The organism is Bradyrhizobium jicamae (assembly GCF_018130695.1).
Lineage (GTDB): Bacteria > Pseudomonadota > Alphaproteobacteria > Rhizobiales > Xanthobacteraceae > Bradyrhizobium > Bradyrhizobium jicamae_B.
Map to the genome: position 1 here is coordinate 1 of NZ_JAFCJX010000056.1, position 23,033 is coordinate 23,033.

The 23,033-nt window shown below is 64.4% G+C and carries 19 protein-coding genes; 17 read left to right on the forward strand and 2 right to left on the reverse strand.

Translation table 11 applies throughout. From position 1 onward, the window contains the following. Positions 1 to 390: 390 nt before the first annotated feature. On the reverse strand, positions 391 to 1,401 hold the full coding sequence (locus JQ604_RS40765) for a polyprenyl synthetase family protein (protein ID WP_212366413.1): 1,011 nt from the start codon (positions 1,399 to 1,401) through the stop codon (positions 391 to 393). Positions 1,402 to 1,548: 147 nt separating this feature from the next. Here JQ604_RS40765 and JQ604_RS40770 point away from each other — a divergent pair, with 147 nt between their 5' ends. The 7 genes from JQ604_RS40770 (at position 1,549) to JQ604_RS40800 (ending at position 7,954) form a co-directional block, all read left to right on the forward strand. After that, positions 1,549 to 1,776 carry a DUF2007 domain-containing protein gene (locus JQ604_RS40770; RefSeq protein WP_212366414.1) on the forward strand — a complete coding sequence of 76 codons (228 nt, stop codon included), beginning with the start codon at positions 1,549 to 1,551 and terminating at the stop codon, positions 1,774 to 1,776. 154 nt (positions 1,777 to 1,930) lie between these two features. Further along, positions 1,931 to 2,599 (forward strand): tRNA1(Val) (adenine(37)-N6)-methyltransferase, encoded by a 669-nt coding sequence (locus JQ604_RS40775; RefSeq protein ID WP_249159414.1) that lies wholly within the window; start codon positions 1,931 to 1,933, stop codon positions 2,597 to 2,599. A gap of 272 nt (positions 2,600 to 2,871) precedes the next feature. Further along, positions 2,872 to 3,783 (forward strand): S49 family peptidase, encoded by a 912-nt coding sequence (locus JQ604_RS40780; RefSeq protein WP_212366416.1) that lies wholly within the window; start codon positions 2,872 to 2,874, stop codon positions 3,781 to 3,783. Positions 3,784 to 3,896: 113 nt separating this feature from the next. Next, positions 3,897 to 4,082, forward strand: a complete 186-nt coding sequence (locus tag JQ604_RS40785) for a hypothetical protein (protein ID WP_212366417.1) — start codon at positions 3,897 to 3,899, stop codon at positions 4,080 to 4,082. 243 nt (positions 4,083 to 4,325) lie between these two features. Next, complete coding sequence (locus tag JQ604_RS40790; protein ID WP_212366418.1) at positions 4,326 to 5,261, forward strand: glycine--tRNA ligase subunit alpha; 936 nt, start codon at positions 4,326 to 4,328, stop codon at positions 5,259 to 5,261. Beyond that, positions 5,261 to 7,357, forward strand: coding sequence for a glycine--tRNA ligase subunit beta (gene glyS, locus JQ604_RS40795; protein WP_212366419.1), 2,097 nt, complete (start codon positions 5,261 to 5,263; stop codon positions 7,355 to 7,357). The genes JQ604_RS40790 and glyS overlap by 1 nt, the downstream gene beginning before the upstream one ends. Positions 7,358 to 7,360: 3 nt before the next feature. Continuing rightward, the gene (locus JQ604_RS40800; RefSeq protein ID WP_212366420.1) at positions 7,361 to 7,954 is read left to right on the forward strand and encodes a class I SAM-dependent methyltransferase; all 594 of its coding nucleotides are present in this window, start codon (positions 7,361 to 7,363) and stop codon (positions 7,952 to 7,954) included. Positions 7,955 to 8,236: 282 nt separating this feature from the next. Here the strand turns inward: JQ604_RS40800 and JQ604_RS40805 are convergent, their stop codons facing one another. Next, the gene (locus JQ604_RS40805; RefSeq protein ID WP_212366421.1) at positions 8,237 to 8,590 is read right to left on the reverse strand and encodes a DUF1236 domain-containing protein; all 354 of its coding nucleotides are present in this window, start codon (positions 8,588 to 8,590) and stop codon (positions 8,237 to 8,239) included. A 234-nt stretch (positions 8,591 to 8,824) separates the two neighbouring features. Between JQ604_RS40805 and JQ604_RS40810 the strand changes: the two genes are divergently transcribed. The 10 genes from JQ604_RS40810 to JQ604_RS40855 form a co-directional block, all read left to right on the forward strand. Beyond that, positions 8,825 to 8,980, forward strand: a complete 156-nt coding sequence (locus tag JQ604_RS40810; RefSeq protein WP_212366422.1) for a DUF3096 domain-containing protein — start codon at positions 8,825 to 8,827, stop codon at positions 8,978 to 8,980. A gap of 158 nt (positions 8,981 to 9,138) precedes the next feature. Beyond that, complete coding sequence (ppdK, locus tag JQ604_RS40815) at positions 9,139 to 12,066, forward strand: pyruvate, phosphate dikinase (RefSeq protein WP_212366423.1); 2,928 nt, start codon at positions 9,139 to 9,141, stop codon at positions 12,064 to 12,066. Positions 12,067 to 12,398: 332 nt separating this feature from the next. Then, a complete protein-coding gene (locus tag JQ604_RS40820) occupies positions 12,399 to 13,874 on the forward strand; it encodes a cell wall hydrolase (RefSeq protein ID WP_212366424.1) in 1,476 nt (491 codons plus the stop codon). Positions 13,875 to 14,053: 179 nt separating this feature from the next. Further along, on the forward strand, positions 14,054 to 15,298 hold the full coding sequence (locus JQ604_RS40825) for an MFS transporter (protein ID WP_212366425.1): 1,245 nt from the start codon (positions 14,054 to 14,056) through the stop codon (positions 15,296 to 15,298). 44 nt (positions 15,299 to 15,342) lie between these two features. Continuing rightward, on the forward strand, positions 15,343 to 16,329 hold the full coding sequence (gene acuI / locus JQ604_RS40830) for an acrylyl-CoA reductase (NADPH) (RefSeq protein WP_212366426.1): 987 nt from the start codon (positions 15,343 to 15,345) through the stop codon (positions 16,327 to 16,329). Positions 16,330 to 16,489: 160 nt separating this feature from the next. Continuing rightward, positions 16,490 to 17,077 (forward strand): hypothetical protein, encoded by a 588-nt coding sequence (locus tag JQ604_RS40835; protein ID WP_212366427.1) that lies wholly within the window; start codon positions 16,490 to 16,492, stop codon positions 17,075 to 17,077. Between the two features lie 147 nt (positions 17,078 to 17,224). Beyond that, positions 17,225 to 17,458 carry a DUF6894 family protein gene (locus tag JQ604_RS40840; RefSeq protein WP_212366428.1) on the forward strand — a complete coding sequence of 78 codons (234 nt, stop codon included), beginning with the start codon at positions 17,225 to 17,227 and terminating at the stop codon, positions 17,456 to 17,458. A 203-nt stretch (positions 17,459 to 17,661) separates the two neighbouring features. After that, positions 17,662 to 19,632 carry a methyl-accepting chemotaxis protein gene (locus tag JQ604_RS40845; protein ID WP_212366429.1) on the forward strand — a complete coding sequence of 657 codons (1,971 nt, stop codon included), beginning with the start codon at positions 17,662 to 17,664 and terminating at the stop codon, positions 19,630 to 19,632. 235 nt (positions 19,633 to 19,867) lie between these two features. Beyond that, a complete protein-coding gene (locus JQ604_RS40850) occupies positions 19,868 to 21,628 on the forward strand; it encodes a methyl-accepting chemotaxis protein (RefSeq protein ID WP_212366430.1) in 1,761 nt (586 codons plus the stop codon). A gap of 273 nt (positions 21,629 to 21,901) precedes the next feature. Then, a partial coding sequence (locus JQ604_RS40855) for a HAMP domain-containing methyl-accepting chemotaxis protein (RefSeq protein ID WP_212366431.1) occupies positions 21,902 to 23,033 on the forward strand: 1,132 nt, incomplete at its 3' end.

Below are 23,033 nucleotides of genomic sequence, written 5' to 3' on the forward strand. Positions count from 1 at the left end.
ACGTATAAGCCGTAAAGCCATCGCGCAGGGAAGGCCGGATGCCTCCGCCGAACCTGTATGCTCGTGCGCGCACTCTTCTGTGCACATTGCGCGCGAGACCGCGGGTGCGGCGCGCACCCGGTCTTCCCTGCGCCCTCGCTATCGAGCGAGGGCGGAACGAGATGGAAAACTCGGACAAATCATGTCGCGAGAATGCGAAGCTGTATCCTCAATCTCATTGTCATCGCCCGGCTCGCCGCCTCCGCTGAAGCTACGGCGCGCCTGCGAGCGCAAGCCTCGTCGAAGCCTTGGCGTAGACGGGACCGGGCGACCCAGCCGCGGCTTATCGGCTCAACAACAACGGCCTCTGGAATACTGGATCACCCGCATGCGCGGGTGATGACACCGAAGCTAATGCGACCGTGCCAAACAAAACGCCACCACTTCCTCCAGCGCCGTCTTCATCGGCGACGACGGGAACAGCGCCAGCGCGTCGACGGCCATGGCGCCGTAGTGCTGGGCGCGGCTGATCGTGTCTTCCAGCGCGCGGTGCTTGGTCATCAGGCCGATGGCGTGGTCGAGGTCGTTGGATCCGATCTCGCCGCGCTCGAGCGCGCGCACCCAGAATTTCCGCTCAGAGTCATTGCCGCGGCGGAACGCCAGCACCACCGGCAGCGTGATCTTGCCCTCGCGGAAATCGTCGCCGACATTCTTGCCGAGCTTGGCGGACTTGCCGCCATAGTCGAGCACGTCGTCGACCAGCTGGAAGGCGATGCCGAGGTTCATGCCGACCGAGCGGCAGGCGGTCTGCTCGGCCTTCGGGCGGTTGGCGATGACAGGTCCGACCTCGCAGGCCGCCGCGAACAGCTCGGCGGTCTTGCCGCGGATGACGGCGAGATATTCGTCCTCGGTGGTCGCGGTGTTCTTGGCCGCGGCCAACTGCATCACCTCACCCTCGGCGATGGTGGCGGCGGCCGCCGAGAGGATGTCGAGTGCGCGCAGCGAGCCGACCTCGACCATCATCCGGAAGGCCTGGCCGAGCAGGAAGTCGCCGACCAGCACGCTCGCCTCATTGCCCCACAGCATCCGCGCCGACAATTTGCCGCGGCGGAGCTCGCTCTCGTCGACGACGTCGTCGTGCAGCAGGGTGGCGGTATGCATGAACTCGACCGCGGCGGCGAGCTTGATATGGCCGTCGCCGGAATAGTCAGACAATTGGGCCATCGCCAAGGTCAGCATCGGCCGCAGCCGTTTTCCCCCGGAGGAGATCAGGTGGTTGGCGACCTCGGGGATCATGGTGACCTCCGAGCCGGTGCGCGACAGGATGGTCGCGTTGACCCGTTCCATGTCGGCGGCCACAAGCCCCACCAGCCCGTCGATCGACGCATTAGACGGGCTCTCGAAGGGTACAATAACCGCCACGCTGGTCTCCAATCTTGCCGAAATCGCTCAATCCTGAGTTATAACAATAGAAACTGTGCGCGGGTGCGGCAAGGCCATGAAGTTGTTGACATGTGGTCGCATGGGGCCGACAGCCGCCCGGCATCGGGGCCGTCAAAGGAGAGCGATTTGCGGGAATTGGTTCGGACCAACGACATCGTGCTGGTCTCCGCCATCGGCGCGCTGCTCGATGGCGCCAACATCCATCATCTGGTGCTGGACCAGAACATGAGCATCATCGAGGGTTCGCTCGGCATCTTGCCCCGCCGCATCCTGGTGCATGAGGACGACAGCCGGCAGGCCCGCCAGCTGCTGACCGACGCCGGGCTCGGCCACGAATTGCGGCCGGATGAGTAATAACAGAGCGTTTTCAAGCGAAGTGGATCCCGGTTCGCGTGAAGAAAACGCGTCAAAAAAGGAGTCTGCCGCCGTCGTGACCGAAGACGCCTTCCTCGGCGGGCAGCTGGTGTTGCGGCAACCGAAGTCCGGCCATCGCGCCGGTCACGACGCGATGCTGCTGGCGGCGGCGACGCCGGCGCGCTCAGGCGATCGTGTGGTTGATTTCGGGGCCGGCGTCGGCGCCGCCGGTCTTGCGTTGGCCCGACGCATGCCGGGTGTCGACCTCGTGCTGGTCGAGATTGATCCGGCGCTGGCGGAACTCGCGCGCGCCAACGCGAACGCCAATGCGATCGCCGCCGATGTGAAGGTGCTCGATGTCGAGGCCACGGCCGAGACGTTTGCGGCCAATGGCCTCGCGCCCGACAGCGTCGACGTCGTGTTGACGAACCCGCCGTTCAACGATGCTGGCCGCCATCGCGCCTCGCCGGACAAGGTCCGGGAGATCGCCCATGTCGCGACCGCCACCACGCTGCAAGGCTGGGTTCATGCCGCGCGTCGCATTCTCAAGTCGAACGGCAAACTGGTTTTGATCTGGCGTGCCGATGGAATCGCTGAGGTGTTGCAGGCCCTCGATCGCGGCTTTGGCAGTGTCGAGATCCTGCCGGTTCACGCCGATGTGACCGCACCTGCGATCCGAATCCTGGTGCGTGCCACCAAGGGCGGCCGCGCGCCGACGCGCATGCATGCAGGCCTGCTGCTCAATGATGAGTCAGGTCTGCCTAAAAAAGAGGTGCAGGAGATGTTGGCGGGGAAGGGGAGATTGCCGCTGGCCGTGCCATGAGGAGCGGCTGAGGGCAGCGCGGCTGCCCAACCAGATCGCGTGTTTCGCGTTATTGCGGAGCGGTTTCCGACTGTCTTTCAGGCGTTGCCGTGAAGTTGACGACGGCCAGGAGGGTACCGATCAGCAGGATCAGCAGATAGATTTTCATGTCCGAGACTCCCCACTGCGCCATTGCAGCCCCAACAGCAGCCTTCTAATTGCAGAAAGCAAAACGCGTTCCGCGCATCCAATGACATCAGCGTGATAAAGAATGGTTAATCCGAGGTAACGGCATGAGTGAACAGAAAAGTGATCGCACGGGACTGCCGGGACTTATGGACAGGTTGCAAAGTCTGCTGCCGGCACGGCTGCGCCGCGGCGCGGCGGTGGTGCCGGTGGTGCGGCTATCGGGCGTGATCGGCGCGGTGACGCCGCTGCGGCCGGGCATGACGCTGTCGGGCGTGGCCAAGACTCTGGAGCGCGCCTTCGCCACCAAGAACGCCAAGGCGGTGGCGCTGGTGATCAATTCGCCCGGTGGATCGCCGGTGCAGTCGCGCCAGATCTACTTACGCATCCGCCAACTCGCGGCGGAGAAGAGCTTGCCGGTGCTGGTGTTCGTCGAGGACGTCGCGGCCTCCGGCGGTTACATGATTGCCTGCGCCGGCGATGAGATCTATTGCGACCCGTCCTCGATCCTCGGCTCGATCGGCGTGGTCGGCGGCAGTTTTGGATTCCAGGAGGCGATCAAGAAGATCGGTGTCGAGCGGCGGCTCTATACGGCCGGCAGCCACAAAGCGATGCTCGATCCGTTCTTGCCCGAAAATCCCGATGATGTCGCGCGGCTGAAATCGATCCAGCGCGAGATCCACGCGATCTTCATCGCACTGGTCAAGCAGAGCCGCAGCGGCCGGCTCAAGGGTCCGGACGACGAGCTGTTCACCGGCGAGTACTGGGCGGGCGAGACGTCGGTGAAGCTCGGCCTTGCCGACGGGATCGGCGATCTTCGCTCGACCTTGCGCGCCCGCTATGGCGAGAAGGTGCTGACGCCGGTCATCGCGCCGTCGGGTGGGCTGCTGTCGGGTCTGCTCGGCCGGCGGTCGCCGGGAGCGGGCTCGCTTGCGGCGCTGGATGGGATCAGCGGCCTGCCTGACGACCTGATCTCGGCGCTGGAAACGCGGGCAATTTGGGCCAAATTCGGCTTCTAACGTGGATGTGAGCGCGGCATTTAGTTCCAAATGTCCGATTGCGGCGCAGCCGGCCTTGCGCGAAAATGCCTGTCATTGGGGGCCTGACAGAAGTGAACGACAAGGAACGACCGATGCCGCCGTTTGTCGCATTCGCAGGCGTATTGGGCAGCCTGGCCGTGGTCCGCTGGGCGTACAAGACTGCCGTCCGGATCAACCAGGAGCTGGAAGAGGCGCGACTGGCCCGCATGGCCGAGGCCCCGGGCGAGATCAAGACCCTGCGCCGCGACCCCGTCACCGGAGCCTATCGCCCGGTCTAGGGCTAGAATCCCCCTCGCCCCGCTCTTGCGGGGAGAGGGTTGGGGTGAGGGGCCGCGTCCGCAAATTCGATGGACGTGAGTTCGCGGAGAGTCCCCCTCACCCGAAATCCGCGCGTTGCGCGGATTTCGACCTCTCCCCGCAGGCGGGGCGAGGTGAACAAGCCCCCATCGCCTTGATTCCTCAAGCCTCCGCCGATACGGTCCCGCGCGCTCAAAACCCCCCTCGCGAGACCGATTCTGACGATGGACGCCCTGCCTGACCATATGCGCCCGGAACGTTCGTTCCAGGGCTTTATCCTGGCTCTCCAGCGCTTTTGGGCCGAGCAGGGCTGCGTGATCCTGCAGCCCTACGACATGGAGATGGGCGCCGGCACCTTCCATCCCGCCACCACCTTGCGCGCGCTGGGGCCGAAGCGCTGGAACGCGGCCTATGTGCAGCCGTCGCGCCGGCCGAAGGATGGCCGTTACGGCGAAAATCCCAACCGGATGCAGCACTACTACCAGTTCCAGGTGATCATGAAGCCGTCGCCGCCGAACCTTCAGGACCTCTATCTGAAGTCGCTCGCCGCGATCGGCGTCGATTCATCCGTCCATGACATCCGCTTCGTCGAGGACGATTGGGAGAGCCCGACGCTCGGCGCCTGGGGACTCGGCTGGGAGTGCTGGTGCGACGGCATGGAGGTGAGCCAGTTCACCTACTTCCAGCAGGTCGCCGGCGTCGAATGCGCGCCCGTCGCGGGCGAGCTCACCTACGGGCTCGAGCGTCTCGCGATGTATGTGCAGGGTGTCGACCGCGTCTATGACCTGAACTTCAACGGCCGCGAGGGGGACGACAAGGTCACCTATGGCGACGTGTTCCTGCAGGCCGAGCAGGAATATTCGCGGCACAATTTCGAGTACGCCGACACGACGATGCTGTTCGAGCAATTCAAGATGGCCGAAGAGGCCTGCAGGAAATATCTCGCTGCCGGCTGGCGCGAGGGTGGCAACCAGAAGGAACATCTGATGGCCTTGCCGGCCTACGACCAGTGCATCAAGGCGAGCCACGTGTTCAATCTGCTCGATGCGCGCGGCGTCATCTCGGTGACGGAGCGGCAGAGCTACATCATGCGCGTGCGCGAATTGGCAAAAGCCTGCGGCGACGCCTGGGTCCACACAGAAGCGGGCAGGGCGGTCTGATGCCCGATCTCCTCCTCGAGCTGTTCTCCGAAGAAATTCCCGCGCGCATGCAGGCGAAGGCGGCCGATGATTTGCGCCGCATGGTGACCGACAAACTGGTCGCCGAAGGCCTGGTCTATGAAGGCGCGAAAGCCTTTGCGACGCCGCGCCGTCTCGCGCTGACCGTGCACGGCATTCCCGCGCGCCAGCCTGACCTGAAGACCGAACGCCGCGGCCCGAAGATGGGCGCACCGGATGCGGCGGTGCAGGGCTTTCTGAAGGCGACCGGTCTCAAGTCGCTCGATGAAGCGAAGATCCAGAAGGATCCGAAGGGCGATTTCTACATCGCGCTGATCGAGAAGCCCGGCCGCGCCGCGATCGACGTGCTCGCGGAAATCCTCCCCGTGATTATCCGCATCTTCCCCTGGCCGAAATCGATGCGTTGGGGCGCGCGCTCCGCCAAGTCGGGCGCGCTGACCTGGGTGCGCCCGCTGCATTCGATCGTTGCGACCTTCGGTCCCGAGACCGAAGAGCCCGAGATCGTGAAATTCTCCGTCGACGGTATCGAGGCCGGCCAGACCACGCATGGCCACCGCTTCATGGCGCCCGCCGCGATCTCGGTGCGCCGCTTCGACGATTACGAGGCCAAGCTGAAAGCCGCCAAGGTCGTGCTCGATCCGCAGGCGCGCAAAGACATCATCCTCGCCGACGCCAAGGAGCTGGCGTTCGCGCAAGGGTATGAGCTGGTCGAGGACCAGGTGCTGCTCGACGAGGTCTCGGGCCTCGTCGAGTGGCCGGTCGCACTGATGGGCTCGTTCGACAAGGAATTCCTCTCGATCCCCGACGAAGTGATCCGCGCCACCATCCGCAACAACCAGAAGTGTTTTGTGGTCCGCGACCCCAAGACGGGCAAGCTCGCCAACAAGTTCATCCTCACCGCCAACATCGAGGCGACCGACGGCGGCAAGGTGATCATCGGCGGCAACGAGCGCGTCATCCGTGCGCGGCTCTCCGATGCGAAGTTTTTCTATGAGACCGACCTGAAGACGAAACTTGAGGCAAGGCTGCCGAAGTTCGAGCAGATCGTGTTTCACGAGAAGCTTGGCACGCAGGCCGAGCGGATCAAGCGGATCGAGACGCTCGCCGCCGAGATCGCGCCGTTGGTCGGCGCCGACGTCGCCAAGGCCAAGCGAGCTTCGCAACTCGCCAAGGCGGATTTGCTCACCGAAGTCGTCGGCGAATTCCCCGAGCTGCAGGGCTTGATGGGCAAATACTACGCACAAGCGCAGGGTGAGGATGCATCGGTTGCCGCCGCGAGCGAAGAGCACTGGAAGCCGCAGGGGCAGGCCGATCGCGTGCCGACTGATCCGGTGAGCGTCGCAGTTGCGCTCGCCGACAAGTTCGACACACTGGCCGGCTTCTGGGCGATCGACGAGAAGCCGACGGGATCGAAAGACCCCTACGCGCTGCGTCGCGCCGCGCTCGGTGCGATCAGGCTGATCATCGAGAACTCCCTGCGTCTGCCGATTCTCAAGGCCGCCAGATCGGCCTTGTCCGGACAGTCGGTGAAAGCGGATGCTGACAAGCTGCCGGGCGACCTGCTCGCCTTCTTCGCCGACCGCCTGAAGGTCCAGCTGCGCGATCAGGGCGCGCGTCACGATCTCGTCGACGCCGTGTTCTCGCTGGGCGGTCAGGATGACCTGCTGCTCGTCGTCCGCCGTGTCGAGGCGCTTGGCAAATTCCTCGACACCGACGACGGCAAGAACCTGCTCGCCGGCACCAAGCGCGCCAGCAACATCCTCTCGATCGAGGAGAAGAAGGACAAGCGGACCTTCGACGGTGCGCCCGATGTCGCGCTCTACCGACTCGACGAGGAGAAGGCGCTGGCGAAGGCGATCGATCAGGTGAAGAGCGAAGCATCTGCTGCAGTTGCCAAAGAAGATTTTGCCGCCGCGATGAGCGCGATGGCGAAACTGCGTCCTGCCGTCGATGCGTTCTTCGACAAGGTCAAGGTCAACGACGACGACCCGAAGGTGCGCGAGAATCGCCTGAAGCTGCTCAACGAAATCCGCAGCGCCACGCGCGCGGTGGCGGATTTCTCCAGGATCGAGGGCTGATCCGTGGATCACGCGACGCTCGCCGCTTACGACAAGCAAGCGGGGGCGTTCGCGCAAGACTGGCACGAGCAACCCGCCCCTAGCGATCTGCAGGACATTGTCTCCCATTTCTTCATCACTGGCGGCGCAACCGCCGACATCGGCTGCGGCAGCGGCCGCGAGGTTGCCTGGCTCGCCGCAAACGGATTTGCAGCCGAGGGCTTCGATGCCTCCGACGGTCTGTTGACGGAAGCCCGCACGCGCTATCCTCAGCTGCGCTTCACGCGTGCCGATCTGCCAGATCTCTCCGGCATCGCCGCGGACAGTTTCGACAATGTGCTCTGCGAAACCGTGATCATGCATCTCGACCGCGCGCTGATTGCGCCGTCGGTGCGGCGCATGCTGGAGATCGTGAAGCCAGGCGGCGTGTTCTATCTGAGCTGGCGCGTCACGCGCGGCGATGATGCGCGCGATGTGCATGGCCGGCTCTACGCCGCGTTCGATGCGGCGCTGGTGCGGGCTGAACTCACCGAGACGACATCGCTGCTCGACGAAGAGGTCGTGAGCGCATCCTCCGGCAAAGTGATTCATCGCCTCGTGGTGAGGAAGCGTGGTTGAGCAACGAAATTGTAGGGTGGGCAAAGGAGCGCAGCGACGTGCCCGCCATCTACGGCGTGCTCGTGATGGTGGGCACGGCGCAAGGGCGCCTTTGCCCACCCTACAAAACTACAAACCAAAACAGAAAAGCCCCGCCTGGAGGGGAAGCCAGGCGGGGCTTTCAGGTCCGGTCGATCATCGCGCACATCCGCTTGCGCGGCGCCCGGACTCGTCGTTCAGGCTATCGTTATGCGCATGATCTTGGTCGGAAAACCGGCAAGCCACTTTTCCGGATCATGCGAACTAATCGACCACCTGCACGATGCGACGGCTGCGCGGCTCGACCAGCACGGTCGCGCCGTTCACAACGGTGTAGCGATAGGGCGTGGCGCCGAAACGCTGCGGCACGTCATAGGTGGTGATGCCGGTCTCGGGCAGCACGGTGCCGACCACGACGCGCTCCTGAACGGTATAGGTGGGCACGCGTTCCTGCACGACATATTCACGGAACGCCGGACGCTGCTCGACCACGATGCCCTGGTCCTCCTGGACCGCCACCGAGTTGCCGCGGACGATGCCGACGGTCTGCGCCTGTGCCAGGGACGGGATCGTGATCGCCGCAGCCACCGCGGCAACTGCAAGAATTCTGTTGTGCATGGCTCGCTCCATTCTCACGCTGGAAGGCGCCGGCCTACGCCAGCGCACCAGTCGAGCCAATGCATCGCACGCGCCGATGTTCCGGAGAATCCGCCGTCATATACGGGGCATTTTCGGGCAGATTCGTGAGGGCGGGAACTCATTGCTGCGCTGCGCGTCTTGATGTCGGAACTTGCTCAGCGGATAAACTGCCGCTCTCGATTCGACCTTCCGAACACAGCCGGGGACATTTCAATGCACATCACCGCAGCGCATCTGCCTGCCATCGTCGCTCTGATCGCAGGCGTCCTGATCCTGATCATGCCGCGGCTGCTCAACTACATCGTCGCGATCTATCTGATCTTCGTCGGACTGGTCGGCATGGGCGTCCTCAAGTGGTTGCACTTCTAGAGCGTTTTCAAGCGAAGTGGGCACCGGTTCGCAAAAGAGGAATCTAGCCCCCATACCCTAGTAGCCCCCCAGTGAGGGGTTTCGCGGCTTGCGCGGAACCCCTCAAAATGGTGTAAGGCGCGCATCTTCGACCCCTCCTATCCGGATTGTTGTCTGACATGGCCAAAGCCGTCGCGAAGTCAAAGAAAGTTGCTGCGAAATCAAAGTCTTCCGCATCCGCCCGGAAGGCCCCGCCGGCCCGCAAGGCGCTGACCAAGAGCGCGCCCAAGGTGGCTTCGAAGGCCGCTGCGAAGCCGGCCGCGAAAGCAGCGCCCAAGGCCGCGACGAAGCCGGCTGTGAATAAGCCTGTCGCGCGCAAGCCCGTCAGCAAGGCGCCGCCAGCAGTGAAGCCTGCGCCCGTCGCGAAGGCCGGCAAGTGGGTCTACACCTTCGGCGATGGCAAGGCCGAGGGCGATGCGACCTTCCGCAACCTGCTCGGCGGCAAGGGCGCCAACCTCGCCGAGATGGCCAATCTTGGTCTGCCGGTGCCTCCCGGCTTCACCATCCCGACCTCGGTCTGCACCTACTTCTATGACCACGACAAAACCTATCCGAAGGAACTGAAGGCGCAGGTCGACAAGGCGCTGGACTATGTCGGCAAGATCACCGGCAAGACGTTCGGCGACGCCAAGAACCCGCTGCTGGTCTCCGTGCGCTCCGGCGCGCGCGCCTCGATGCCGGGCATGATGGATACCGTGCTCAACCTCGGCCTCAACGACCAGACTGTCGAAGCGCTTGCCGCGCTCTCCGGCGACCGGCGCTTCGCCTATGACAGCTATCGCCGCTTCATCACGATGTATTCGGACGTGGTGCTCGGCTTCGAGCATCATCACTTCGAGGACATCCTCGACACCTTCAAGGACGGCCAGGGCTATTCGCTCGACACCGACCTGACCGGCGACGACTGGGTCGAGCTGGTCGGCAAGTACAAGGAAGCGGTGGCCAAGGAGATCGGCCGCGAGTTCCCGCAGGATCCGCACGACCAGCTGTGGGGCGCGGTGGGCGCGGTGTTTTCGTCCTGGATGAACGCGCGCGCGATCACCTATCGCAAGCTGCACGACATTCCGGAATCCTGGGGCACCGCCGTCAACGTGCAGGCGATGGTGTTCGGCAACATGGGCGAGACCTCGGCGACCGGCGTTGCGTTCACGCGCAACCCCTCGACCGGCGAGAGCAAGCTCTATGGCGAGTTCCTGATCAACGCGCAGGGCGAGGACGTCGTCGCCGGCATCCGCACGCCGCAGGACATCACCGAAGAGGCGCGCAAGGAAAGCGGCTCCGACAAGCCCTCGATGGAAGCCGCGATGCCCGACGCGTTCAAGGAGCTGACGCGGATCTACACCCAGCTCGAGAAGCACTACCGTGACATGCAGGACATGGAGTTCACGGTCGAGCAGGGCAAGCTGTGGATGCTGCAGACCCGTGGCGGCAAGCGCACGGCCAAGGCCGCGCTGCGCATCGCGGTCGAGCTCGCCAACGAGGGATTGATCTCCCGGAAGGACGCGGTGACGCGGATCGATCCGGCCTCGCTCGATCAGCTGCTGCATCCGACCATCGATCCCGGCGCCAAGCGCGACGTGATCGCGACCGGCCTGCCGGCGTCGCCAGGTGCGGCGTCGGGCGAGATCGTGTTCTCGTCGGACGAGGCCGCCAAGCTGCAGGCCGATGGCCGCAAGGTCATTCTGGTCCGCATCGAGACCTCACCGGAAGACATCCACGGCATGCACGCCGCCGAAGGCATCCTGACCACCCGCGGCGGCATGACCTCGCACGCCGCGGTGGTCGCGCGCGGCATGGGCAAGCCCTGCGTCTCCGGCTGCGGCACCATCCGCGTCGACTACGGCCGCGGCACCATGAGCATCGGCTCGCGCACCTTCAAGACCGGCGACGTCATCACCATCGATGGCTCGGTCGGTCAGGTGCTGGCCGGACGCATGCCAATGATCGAACCCGAGCTGTCGGGCGAGTTCGGCACGCTGATGGGCTGGGCGGATGAAGTCCGCAAGCTCGGCGTCCGCGTCAACGGCGATACGCCGGACGATGCGCGCACCGCGGTGAAGTTCGGTGCCGAGGGCATCGGCCTGTGCCGCACCGAGCACATGTTCTTCGAGGAGACCCGCATCCGCACCGTGCGCGAGATGATCCTCTCCGAGGACGAGCAGTCGCGCCGTCAGGCGCTGTCGAAATTGCTGCCGATGCAGCGCGCCGACTTCGTCGAGCTGTTCGAGATCATGCAGGGGCTGCCGGTCACCATCCGGCTTTTGGATCCTCCTCTCCATGAATTCCTGCCGCACACCCAGGCCGAGGTCGAGGAAGTGGCGCGTGCCATGAACACCGATCCGCGCAAGCTCGCCGATCGCGCCCGCGAATTGTCCGAGTTCAATCCGATGCTCGGCTTCCGCGGCTGCCGTCTCGCGATCGCCTATCCGGAGATCGCCGAGATGCAGGCCCGCGCGATCTTCGAGGCTGCGGTCGAAGCCGGCAAGCGCACCGGCAAGGCGGTCAACGTCGAGGTGATGGTGCCGCTGATCGCGACCAAGGCCGAGTTCGATCTGGTCAAGGCGCGCATCGATGGCACCGCGAAGGCCGTCATGAAGGAGACCGGCGCCAAGCTGAACTATGTGGTCGGCACCATGATCGAGCTGCCGCGCGCCTGCCTGATGGCTGGTGACGTGGCGCAGACCGCGGAGTTCTTCTCCTTCGGCACCAACGACCTGACGCAGACCACCTACGGCATCAGCCGCGACGACGCCGCGAGCTTCCTCGGCACTTACGTGGCGAAGGGTATCCTCGAGATCGATCCGTTCATCTCGGTCGATCGCGACGGCGTCGGCGAACTGGTCAAGATCGGCGTCGAACGCGGCCGCAAGACGCGGCCTGATCTCAAGGTCGGCATCTGCGGCGAGCACGGCGGCGATCCCGCCTCCGTCGCGTTCTGCCATCAGATCGGTCTCGACTATGTGTCGTGCTCGCCCTACCGCGTGCCGATCGCGCGTCTCGCCGCTGCGCAAGCCGCGCTCGGCAAGGAGATCGCAAGCCAGGCGTGAGGCGCGCGAGAAGTTCGAGAGATGCAAATGGCTGGGAGCGATCCCGGCCATTTTGATTTGGTCGACGCGCTTCCACAAAGCTGCGGCGAGGAACCGACGCGCGTAAAGCTTTGTTCACCATTCGCGTTGACGCGATATTTACCAATTCCCTCCGCCGCAAATTTACCAATGCGCGCGATGCGACATACGAAATGCCTGTGATCGCTTGAGTGTAGCGCGCTTGCAACGCTGATTAACTCCGCGGCAACCTAAATTCGATACCAACAATAAAGGTCGAATTGCACGGAAGTACTGCGTTCGATTGCACTCAGTAAGCGTTGCGTGAGCGTACGATGTTTGTGTTGCGTAACCAGCCGAAGGGCGCACGGTTTGCGCTCTTCGGCCTCGGTCTCAGCATCTTCGCGTTGATGCCGACCGAGATCGGATATCAGGATATCGCTTCCCTGCTCGCCCGCCAGCCGGGCGTCGCCGAGCGTTGGCAGAAGCGCGTGTTCTCCGCCGCGGGGTCCATCCAGGTCGCGACCTATAGTCTCGGGCGCCCGATCGGCACCTCCATTCCGCAAGTTGCCACCTATCGTCTCGCGAGCCTCGACAATCAGGGCATCGACATCACCGGCACCGTGACGCGCAATCCGATTGCAGCGCCGCCGCCGCGCTACCAGGCCGCCGATTTTCCCAAGGTCGATCGCACGCTGAAGGGCGACCGTCTCGTCGTGGCGAGGCCCGACGCCGTGCCGCCTGCGGCCCCCGCTGAAGCCGCGCCGGCGAGCGAGGATCCGGCGACATCGAACTCGTCCGTCAAGGGCATGAAGACCGTCGACAGCCTGCCCGCCGAGCGCGCGCCGCTCGATCCGGAACTGCAGGAGGCGCTGCGCGCGCCGCCGCTGCCGCAATATTCGACGTCGCTGCCGCAATATGATGTCTCGCTGTCGCTCGAGGCCGACCCGCTCGACGATCTCAAGAGCGCGCCCGCTCCGAAGTCGGTGACATCGGCCGCGCCCGCGCAGCCGCGCGATGCCTTCTCGTTCAAGACCTCGAGCCTGTTCTTCGGCTCGTCGATGGGGACGCCCGAAAGCATCGAGCGCTGGCAGCCCGGCGAGGAGCCGACCATCGTGATGCCGGCCACCGTGCCCGATCCCGACATGAAGATCATGGCCTCGCTGCCGGTCGACGCCGACAGCCCGGTCAAGGCCGGCGAGATGGGCGAGAGCATCGCGCCGAAGGGCGAGGTCAACGCCGACAACCAGCGCGCCAAGACGCCGGCCGAACGGCTCGGCCTGTTCGACGACAAGTCGCGCGCCAAGTCCGAGAAGTGCCTCGCCGAAGCCGTCTATTTCGAAGCCCGCGGCGAAGCCGTGCGCGGCCAGATCGCGGTCGCCCAGGTGGTGCTGAATCGCGCCTTCTCCGGCAAATATCCGGACACGGTGTGCGGCGTGGTCTACCAGAACAAGCACCGCCATCTGGCCTGCCAGTTCACCTTCGCCTGTGACAACAACAAGGATGTGATCCGCGAGCCCGACATGTGGGAGCGGGCGCAGAAGATCGCCAAGGCGATGCTCGACGGCCAGCTGTGGCTGCCGGAGGTCGACCGCTCGACCCACTACCATGCGTACTGGGTGCGGCCGTCCTGGGTCAGCGAAATGAAGAAGATGTACAAGTTCGGCGTCCACACCTTCTATCGTCCGCGCGCCTGGGGCGACGGCAGCGATGCGCCGAGCTGGGGCACCCCGGCGGAAACCGCCGCGATTTCCGCGCAGCTCGCCTCGGCGGCGCAGAGCTCGGCCGAACAGGGCAGCGCCAGGCGATAGTCGGGCAGCGGCAAGCCGCGGGGTAGCCCAATTGCTCTCGCCCGCAGCCGCATTGCTCTCGCCGATTTTGCAGGGCTGCCCTGCGGTGACAGTTTTTCCGCGCCGCCCCCTTGGGGTTTCCATGCAACTGCATTAACTCCCCGTAACCTGTTCGAACGGCCTTTGCGGGGGGAATGTCCATGGCGATCACTGCAGACGAGCTCCGACCGTCCTCCGGCAGCTGGCGCACGCCGCTCGTCATTATCGTCTGCGGTTGCGCGATCGCGCTGCTGAGCTTCGGGCCGCGCTCGAGCCTCGGCTTCTTCGTGCAGCCGATGAGCCGGGAATTCGCCTGGGGCCGTGACGTGTTCGGCCTGGCGCTGGCGCTGCAGAACCTGCTCTGGGGTCTCGGCCAGCCATTCGCGGGCGCGATCGCCGATCGCTTCGGCATCCTCCGCGTGATGGTGGTCGGTGCGCTGCTCTATGCCGCGGGCCTGCTGTTGATGCGCTACGCGTCGACGCCGCTGTCGCTCGATATCGGCGCGGGCGTCTTGATCGGCTTCGGTCTCTCGGGATCCTCCTTCAATCTCGTGCTGTCGGCCTTCAGCAAGCTGCTGCCGCCCGAGAAGCGCGGGCTTGCGCTCGGCGCGGGCACCGCTGCCGGCTCGTTCGGCCAGTTTCTCTTTGCGCCGTTCGGCGTCGCCATGATCGACAATTTCGGCTGGCAGTCGGCGCTCGTCGTGTTCGCGGCGTTGATGTTGTTGATCCTGCCGCTGTCGCTCGCGCTGTCGACGCCGCGCGCCGAGACCACGAATGTCCCGGCCGCCGACCAGCAGTCGTTCAAGACTGCGCTCGTGGAAGCCTTCGGCCATCGCTCCTACGTGCTGCTGGTGCTCGGTTTTTTCACCTGCGGCTTCCAGCTCGCCTTCATCACCGTACATCTGCCGGCCTACCTGGTCGATCGCGGCATTCCGGCCTCGACCGGCGGCTGGGTGATCGCGGCGATCGGGCTGTTCAACATCATCGGCTCGCTCAGCGTCGGCTATGTGCAGAACATCTTTCCGAAGCGCTACATCCTGTCACTGATCTATTTCACCCGCGCGATCTCGATCGTCGCCTTCATCTCGTTCCCGATCACGACCTTTTCGGCGGTTGCCTTCGGCGCGATCTCGGGCCTGACCTGGCTCTCCACCGTGCCGCCGACCTCGGCGCTGGTGGCGCTGATGTTCGGCACGCGCTGGTTTGCCACGCTCTACGGTTTCGCCTTCGTCAGCCATCAGGTTGGCGGCTTCCTCGGCGTCTGGCTCGGCGGCATCGTGTTCGAGCAGTTCGGTTCCTACACGCCGATCTGGTGGCTGTCGGTGCTGTTCGGCGTGCTGTCGGCGCTGATCAATTTGCCGATCGTCGAAGCGCCGGTCGCTCGCCCGGTTGCGCAGCCCGCCTGATGCGGTAAACACTCCCTCAAACCAATGTTTGGGGAGTGCTCATCGTGGCAACGTTCAAGGCGATCCGGATCGACAAGGCGGACAAGGGTACCACCACCGCGCTCACGCAGTTCGACGACGCCGAGCTGATGGATGGTGACGTCACGGTGTGCGTCGAGTGGTCGACGCTGAACTACAAGGACGGCCTCGCGCTCACCGGCAAGGCGCCGGTGGTGCGTCGCTTCCCGATGATCGCCGGCATCGACTTTGCTGGCACCGTCGAACAATCCGCACATCCCGACTGGAAGGCCGGCGACAAGGTCGTCTGCAACGGCTGGGGCATGGGCGAAACCCATCTCGGCGCCTATGCCGAGAAGGCCCGCGTCAAGGGCGACTGGCTGGTGAAACTGCCGGATGGCATCTCGGCGCGCGATGCGATGGCGATCGGCACCGCCGGCTACACCGCGATGCTCTCGGTGCTGGCGCTGGAGAAGCATGGCCTGACGCCGAAGAGCGGCCCGATCGCAGTCACCGGCGCAGCCGGTGGCGTCGGCTCGGTTGCGACAGCCATTCTCTCCAAGCTCGGCTATCACGTCATTGCCTCGACCGGACGCGCGGCCGAGGCCGACTATCTGAAGGGCCTCGGCGCCGCCGAGGTGATTGACCGGGCCGAGCTTTCAGGCACGCCCAAGCCGCTGGCGAAGGAGCGCTGGGCCGGCGGGGTCGACAGCGTCGGCTCGACCACGCTCGCCAATCTGCTCTCCATGACCAAATACGGTGGCGCAGTCGCCGCCTGTGGCCTGGCGGCCGGCATGGACCTGCCGTCCTCGGTCGCGCCCTTCATTTTGCGCGGGGTGTGCCTTCTCGGCATCGATTCCGTGATGTGCCCGATCGAGCGGCGCCGGGTCGCCTGGCAACGTCTTGCCAGTGACCTGGACAAGGCAAAACTCGCTGATATCACTAAGGAAATTTCGCTGGACGAAGTCGTGTCCTTTGGCCCGAAAATCCTCGCCGGCGAGGTCCGCGGTCGAATCGTGGTAAAAATAGTCTAACGGCGTTCAGACTTTACCAACCAAGCTGCTCCAATGTTGCCACGGTTGGTATGGTAAGCAGCGGGTAAAGAGGCCGCGCGACCCGGGACGGGGGGTTACCGTTGTCCGGTCGCGTGCAAACTCAGGCGGGTGCCCGCGCTCGGTAAGTTGGAGTAGCTGCATGCTTGCGCGTTTGGTGTTGGGGGCCGTCACGGCCGGGGCGATGGTCGTGCCGGCATTCGCAGGCATGATGAACGCCGAAGAGGCGCGCAAATTCGTCGCCGGCAAGGTATTCGCCTTTACCTGTTTCGATGGCACTCGTGGCGCCGGTCGCATCCTCGATGACATGGGTGCCGCAGGCTCGATCCAGTTCTCCGGCTCCGGTCCGATCCGCCACGTCCGTCTGCCCGGCAACACGCTGCAGGTGCGCGGCCAGGCCGTGTGCGCCTCGCTGAAGGGGATCCCGTTCGAGCCCTGCTTCAATCTTGACAAGCACGACGATCGTTCGTTCCGCGGCTCGGTTTCGGGCATGGGCTTCGCCTATTGCGAGTTTCGTCACCAGGGTGCGCAGCAGATGCTGATGGCACGCTCTGTCGCACGGCCGCGTTCGCTGAACGCGACCGATCAGACGCGCTCGGCGGATGCGTCGCACAGTGACGTCACCGCGCGCGTGGAAACGCCGCGCGTCGAGAGCACCAGGCTCGAGCCGGTCAAGGCGGAGCCTGCAAAGACCGAGAGCGCGCCCGAATTGCGCCGCTCCACCGATTAGCTTCAGCACTCGCGCTTCGCAGAGCAGCATTATATCCGCCGCCAAGCCGTAGTGATACGGATGGCGGCCTTCATGCGTTGGTAGCTACTCAACATCCAACGTTCGACGCCGGGTCGGACGTGGCCCACGTTTGAGTAGAAACCTATTATGGCGCTGTATTTCTTTCGCATCAGCCACGGCGACTATGCCGGCGCATCGGATCAGGGCACTGAATTCGACAGCCGCGATGCCGCGTGGGCCGAGATGACCAAAGTGTGCGGCAACCTGCTCGGCAGCATCTCGCGCAATCTCAAGCCGAACAGCGAATGGCAGATGGAGATGCTCGACGAGGGCAAGAAGCCGGTGTTCAGGATTCGCCTCGTCGCGGATGCGCTCGGCTGACGGCGAAATTCCCGGACTCGCCAGCATTCGGTTGTCCAACCGCTTCAGTCGTCAGCTTTGCTTCGCGCGCCTCCCGGTAGTTCTACGGCACTATGCCCGTCAGGCTGCACAGTTAACGAAGCATAAAAGCGATTGCGGTAAATTTGTAGGCATGCATTTGCCCAGGCCTCTTTTCGAGGCCGGCCGTAATCGGGATTTATTTCATGCGCGGCTTTTCCATCCGGCTGACCCACAAGGTCATGGCTATCGGTGCGGTCGGCCTTGCCGGCCTGCTCGCCTTCGGTGCGATCTATCAGGTCGGCTCCTCGTCGCAGGACGCCTCGCGCGCGCTGGCCAACAATGTGCGAGGGATCTCCGACCTCAACAAGCAGATCATGATCGAAATGCTCGAGGCGCGGCGCAATGAGAAGAATTTCCAGCAGCGCCATAATGAATCCTACGCCAGGACGCACGCCGAGCTGGTCGTGACCATCGACCGCGACTTCGACCGCCTACAGGCGCAGATGCGCGCCGCCGGCATGGCCGATCTCTCGGACAAGGTCGCGCGGGCGCGTGACGGCTTCAAGAGCTATGCCGCCGATTTCAACGGCGTCGTCGCTGCCGAGACCAAGCTCGGCCTGAACGAAAACCTCGGCCTGAACGGCTCGCTGCGTGCGGCGGTCCATGACGTCGAGACCAAGGTCAAGAAGGTCGACGATCCCCGCATGCTCAGCTGGATGCTGATGATGCGGCGGAATGAGAAGGACTTCATGCTGCGGCGCGACGCAAAATATATGGCCGAGTTCAAGAAGTCGCTCGGCGAATTCACCGATGCGCTGTCGTTCGTGGCGATCCCGACCGAGCTGTTCGACGACATCACGGCGAAGCTCGATACCTATCAAAAGGGCTTCATGGCCTGGGCCGAGACGACCCAGCAGAGCGCCGCCTACGACGCCAGCATGATGAAGACGTTCCGGGCGTTCGAGCCGCTGATGGTCCAGGTCGGCGAGGGCGTCGAGCGGCTGCACAAGCAGGCCGACGCGGCCGAGGCGGCGACACGCGAGCAGACCGGGATGTGGATGCTGGTCGCCTTCGCCCTGTCCGTGCTGTTCGTCCTTGGCGTTTCGTTCCTGATCGGCCGCTCGATCTCGGCCTCGCTGGCTGCGATGATCGGCGCGATGACGAAGCTTGCCGGCGGCGATGTCCGCATCGCGATCCCCGGCCTCGGCCGCAAGGACGAGATCGGCGAGATGGCCGGCGCCGTCGAAGTGTTCAAGAACAACATGGTCGAGGCCGAGCGGCTGCGCGGCGAGCAGCAGGCGGTGGAGCGGCGCCAGGCGGAGCAGCGCAAGTCCGACATGCGCGAGCTCGCCAATGCTTTTGAGGGCGCGGTCGGCAGCATCGTCGAGACCGTTTCGTCCGCTGCCGCGGGGCTCGAGGCTTCGGCCAACACGCTGACCCGATCCGCTGCACGCTCGCAGGATCTCGCCACCGCGGTCGCGTCCGCATCGGAGGAGGCTTCCACCAACGTGCAATCGGTGTCGTCGGCGAGCGAGGAGATGACGTCCTCGATCAACGAGATCAGCCGTCAAGTGCAGGAATCCTCGCGCGTGGCAGGGGAGGCGGTCAGCCAGGCGCAGAAGACCAACGAGCGCGTCGGCGAACTGTCGAAGGCGGCCGCGCGCATCGGCGATGTCGTCGAGCTGATCAACACCATTGCCGGTCAGACCAACCTGCTGGCGCTGAACGCCACGATCGAAGCGGCGCGCGCCGGCGAAGCCGGGCGCGGCTTCGCGGTGGTCGCGGCCGAGGTCAAGGCACTCGCCGAGCAGACCGCAAAGGCGACCGGCGAGATCAGCCAGCAGATCTCCGGGATTCAGGCGGCCACGCAGGACTCGGTGATTGCGATCAAGGAAATCGGCAGCACCATCGCGCGCATGTCGGAAATTTCCTCGACCATCGCCGCCGCGGTCGAAGAGCAGGGCGCCGCGACCCAGGAGATCTCGCGCAACATCCAGCAGGCGGCGCGCGGGACGGCCGAAGTCAGCGGCAACATCACCGACGTGGAGCGTGGCGCCGGCGAAACCGGATCGGCCTCCGCCCAGGTCCATGCATCCGCGCAATCGCTCTCGAGCGAAAGCAACCGCCTCAAGATCGAAGTCGCGCGGTTCCTCGACTCGGTGCGGGCGGCCTGACGGAGAGTGCGGTGGCGACCGCCAATGCGCATGTTTTCGCGCGGGCCTCCACCGCAACGTGCCATGAGATTGCTTTGAGCGTATAACGTGTATTTTGCGAAATTCTCACTAACAGTAGTCCTACGGACGCCGCGTTAACCAAGCGTCGAGCGGCATTCACTATCCTGAACCGTCGTCCGTTGCACGGGCGGTTGGAATCGCGTCGCAAATGCACCCAGTATTGCCGGAGAGTGCCATGACCCGATTGATTCAGAACATGCGCATCGGGACCAAGCTCGCCCTCACATCCATGCTGGCGGTGTTGCTGGTCGGCGCGATGATCTACCTGCAGGTTCACGGCGGGACGGATGTCCGCAAGGCCAACGCGTATGCCGCAGGGCAGCAGGCCATTTCCCGCGATGCCGCCGCCACCCTGGCGGAGTTGCGCGCCATGCAGCTTGCGGTCCGCGACATGTTGCTGGCCGGCTCGGAAGCCGACCTGCAGAAAGCCGATGAGGCGTTCGCGCGACGCAAGTCGGCAGCGCTCAAGCATGCTCAGGAGATGGCGCGATTGTCAAAATCGCCCGAGAACGGCCAGCGCATCGCGCGGATACTGGCCCTGATCGAAGATTTTCAAAAGGGCAAGGATCAACTCGAGGCGGTGCGCAAGCAGGCCGTCGCCCTGGAAGCGAAGCGCGCTGCGGGCGCGAGCGCCCCCGAAACGATGACCCAGCTTGCCAAATTTGCCGAAGAGGTCGCGCGAATTCGCAAGGACATCACTCAGCCCGTCAATGCCGAAATCGAGAGCACGGCGGAGAAGGTCGCCGAGTTCGCCAATCATCGCAGCGAGGATGCACGGCAGTCGGCCATGGCGGAGGAGGCGTCGGTCGAACGCACCTCGCTCCTGGTCGGCATCGGCGTGGCGCTGCTGCTGGTCGGCAGCTGGATCTTCTCGTTGTTCACGATCGCGCGCCCGATCCGGGCCCTGACGGTTGCGATGGAGGAGCTGGCGGGCGGCAATTTCGGCGTGGTTCTCCCCGGCCTCGGGCGCAAGGATGAGGTCGGCGGCGTGGCCTCCGCAGTGGAGAAGTTCAAGCTGGTGTCCGAGCAGAAGGCGCGCGAGGAGGCCGAGGCCAAGATCAGGCAGGACGCGACTGCCGCGGCACAGCGCAAGGCCGAGATGGCCAGGCTGGCCGATGCCTTCGAGAGCGCGGTCGGCGAGATCATCGAGACGGTGTCCTCGGCCTCGACCGAGCTCGAGGCTTCGGCGACGACGCTAACGGCAACTGCCGAGCGCGGGCAGGAACGTGCCACCATGGTGGCGGCGGCATCCGAAGAGGCCACCGCCAATGTGCAGTCGGTGGCATCCGCGACCGAAGAGCTGTCGTCCTCGGTCACCGAGATCAGCCGCCAGGTGCAGGAATCGGCGCGGATGGCGAGCGAGGCGGTCAACCAGGCCCATGTCACCAATGACCGCGTCAGCGAGCTGTCGAAGGCGGCGACGCGGATCGGCGATGTCGTCGAGCTCATCAACACGATTGCCGGGCAGACCAATCTTCTCGCATTGAACGCTACGATCGAGGCCGCGCGCGCCGGCGAGGCCGGGCGTGGTTTTGCGGTGGTCGCCTCCGAGGTGAAGGCGCTGGCCGAGCAGACCGCGAAGGCAACCGGCGAGATCGGTCAGCAGATCACCGGCATCCAGGGGGCGACGCAGGATTCCGTCAAGGCGATCGAGCAGATCAGCGGCACGATCGGGAAGCTTGCCGAAATCGCTTCGACGATCGCGGCTGCGGTCGAAGAGCAGGGCGCGGCGACGCAGGAGATCTCGCGCAATGTGCAGCAGGCCGCGCAAGGCACCGAGCAGGTCTCGGCCAACATCACCGACGTGCAACGCGGTGCGACCGAGACCGGCACGGCATCCGCACAGGTGCTGAGCGCGGCGCAGTTGCTCTCGACCGACAGCAACCGCCTCAAGCTCGAAGTGTCGAAATTCCTCGGCACTGTGCGGGCCGCCTGATTCTGTTTCTCTTTCTTGGCGAACGATGCGTCCGTCCGAAGTGACGGGCGCGTTCTTGCTTGGCCGCTTGCGTGCGCATCATGCTTGTGCACGTCGATGAGCAGAGCGCGGGACTTGGCTCCGACCTTCGACTGATCCGAGATCACATCTCGCCGCATGTGGCGCGATTGGCCGCAGCCAGCCCCGTATTTGGACGGACCGGCCCATAAGGAAATCTAAAGCATATAGGATCCTAATGTTTCTGAACAGAAATTCTATTTTGGATATTGGATCATGCGTGTCACGCTCAGAACTGCTCTCATCGGCGTCGTCGCGACGCTCGTCACCTTGCTCGCCGCACAGGCCTGGATGGCGATTTCAAGGACGCAGGCGATCAATGCCAACGCCGAGGACCTCGCGACCAACTGGTTGCCGTCGATCAAGATCCTCGGCGAGATCAAATATGCAACGACGCGCGTTCGCCTGATTGCGGGCCGCATCATCCTGACGTCGGATGCCGAGCAGCGTCGCACGCTCGAGACGCAAGTGGCCGAGTTTGAAAAGAAGCTCGGGCAGGAATTCAAGATCTATGAGCCGCTGATTGCGTCGCCGGAGGAAACCAGGATCTGGGAGGCCTTCAAGGACAAGTGGAACGGCTATCTCGCATTGCAGAAGCGGGCAATCGATGCGCATGTGGCCGGCAATGCATCAACTGCCATGCAGATATTCAACAACGACTGCGTCAAGGCATTCGATGCCGCCTTGGTCGTTCTGGATTCCGATATCGAGCTGAACAACAAGGGCTCTGATCAGGCCATCACGGATGCACGGCAGACCTACGGCACGGCGCGTCTTGCGACCTTCGTGCTGGCCGGCGTTGCACTTCTGATCGGGATCGTCGCGGCTTTATTCGTCATCTTCCGGATCGCGAGGCCCTTGCAGCGCATGAACGGAACGATGGGTGTCATCGCCGACGGCAATCTCGACACCGAGATCGCCTACGCCGAGCGGCGCGACGAGATCGGCGACATGGCGAAGGCGCTGCAGGTGTTCAAGGACAACGGACTGCGCGTCCGCCGCATGGAAGCTGAGCAGAAAGAGGCCGAGCGGCATGCCGCTGCGCAGCGCAAGGCCGACATGATCCAGCTTGCGGATACGTTCGAGAGCGCGGTCGGCGAGATCATCGAGACGGTGTCCTCCGCCTCGACCGAGCTCGAGGCGTCGGCAACGACGCTGAGCTCCACTGCCGAGCGGGCGCAGGAACGCGCGACCGTGGTGGCTGCGGCGTCCGAGGAGGCTTCGGCCAATGTGCAATCGGTGGCGTCGGCCACCGAAGAGCTGTCGTCCTCGGTCACCGAGATCAGCCGCCAGGTGCAGGAATCGGCGCGGATGGCGAGCGAGGCGGTCAACCAGGCCCATGTCACCA

Coding starts and splice junctions, on each gene's coding strand:
- JQ604_RS40775 (WP_249159414.1), top strand. CDS start 1,931: ATGCTGCTGGCGGCGGCGACGCCGGCGCGCTCAGGCGATCGTGTGGTT.
- JQ604_RS40780 (WP_212366416.1), top strand. CDS start 2,872: ATGAGTGAACAGAAAAGTGATCGCACGGGACTGCCGGGACTTATGGAC.
- JQ604_RS40785 (WP_212366417.1), top strand. CDS start 3,897: ATGCCGCCGTTTGTCGCATTCGCAGGCGTATTGGGCAGCCTGGCCGTG.
- JQ604_RS40790 (WP_212366418.1), top strand. CDS start 4,326: ATGGACGCCCTGCCTGACCATATGCGCCCGGAACGTTCGTTCCAGGGC.
- glyS (WP_212366419.1), top strand. CDS start 5,261: ATGCCCGATCTCCTCCTCGAGCTGTTCTCCGAAGAAATTCCCGCGCGC.
- JQ604_RS40805 (WP_212366421.1), bottom strand. CDS start 8,590: ATGCACAACAGAATTCTTGCAGTTGCCGCGGTGGCTGCGGCGATCACG.
- JQ604_RS40810 (WP_212366422.1), top strand. CDS start 8,825: ATGCACATCACCGCAGCGCATCTGCCTGCCATCGTCGCTCTGATCGCA.
- ppdK (WP_212366423.1), top strand. CDS start 9,139: ATGGCCAAAGCCGTCGCGAAGTCAAAGAAAGTTGCTGCGAAATCAAAG.
- JQ604_RS40820 (WP_212366424.1), top strand. CDS start 12,399: ATGTTTGTGTTGCGTAACCAGCCGAAGGGCGCACGGTTTGCGCTCTTC.
- JQ604_RS40825 (WP_212366425.1), top strand. CDS start 14,054: ATGGCGATCACTGCAGACGAGCTCCGACCGTCCTCCGGCAGCTGGCGC.
- JQ604_RS40835 (WP_212366427.1), top strand. CDS start 16,490: ATGCTTGCGCGTTTGGTGTTGGGGGCCGTCACGGCCGGGGCGATGGTC.
- JQ604_RS40840 (WP_212366428.1), top strand. CDS start 17,225: ATGGCGCTGTATTTCTTTCGCATCAGCCACGGCGACTATGCCGGCGCA.
- JQ604_RS40845 (WP_212366429.1), top strand. CDS start 17,662: ATGCGCGGCTTTTCCATCCGGCTGACCCACAAGGTCATGGCTATCGGT.
- JQ604_RS40850 (WP_212366430.1), top strand. CDS start 19,868: ATGACCCGATTGATTCAGAACATGCGCATCGGGACCAAGCTCGCCCTC.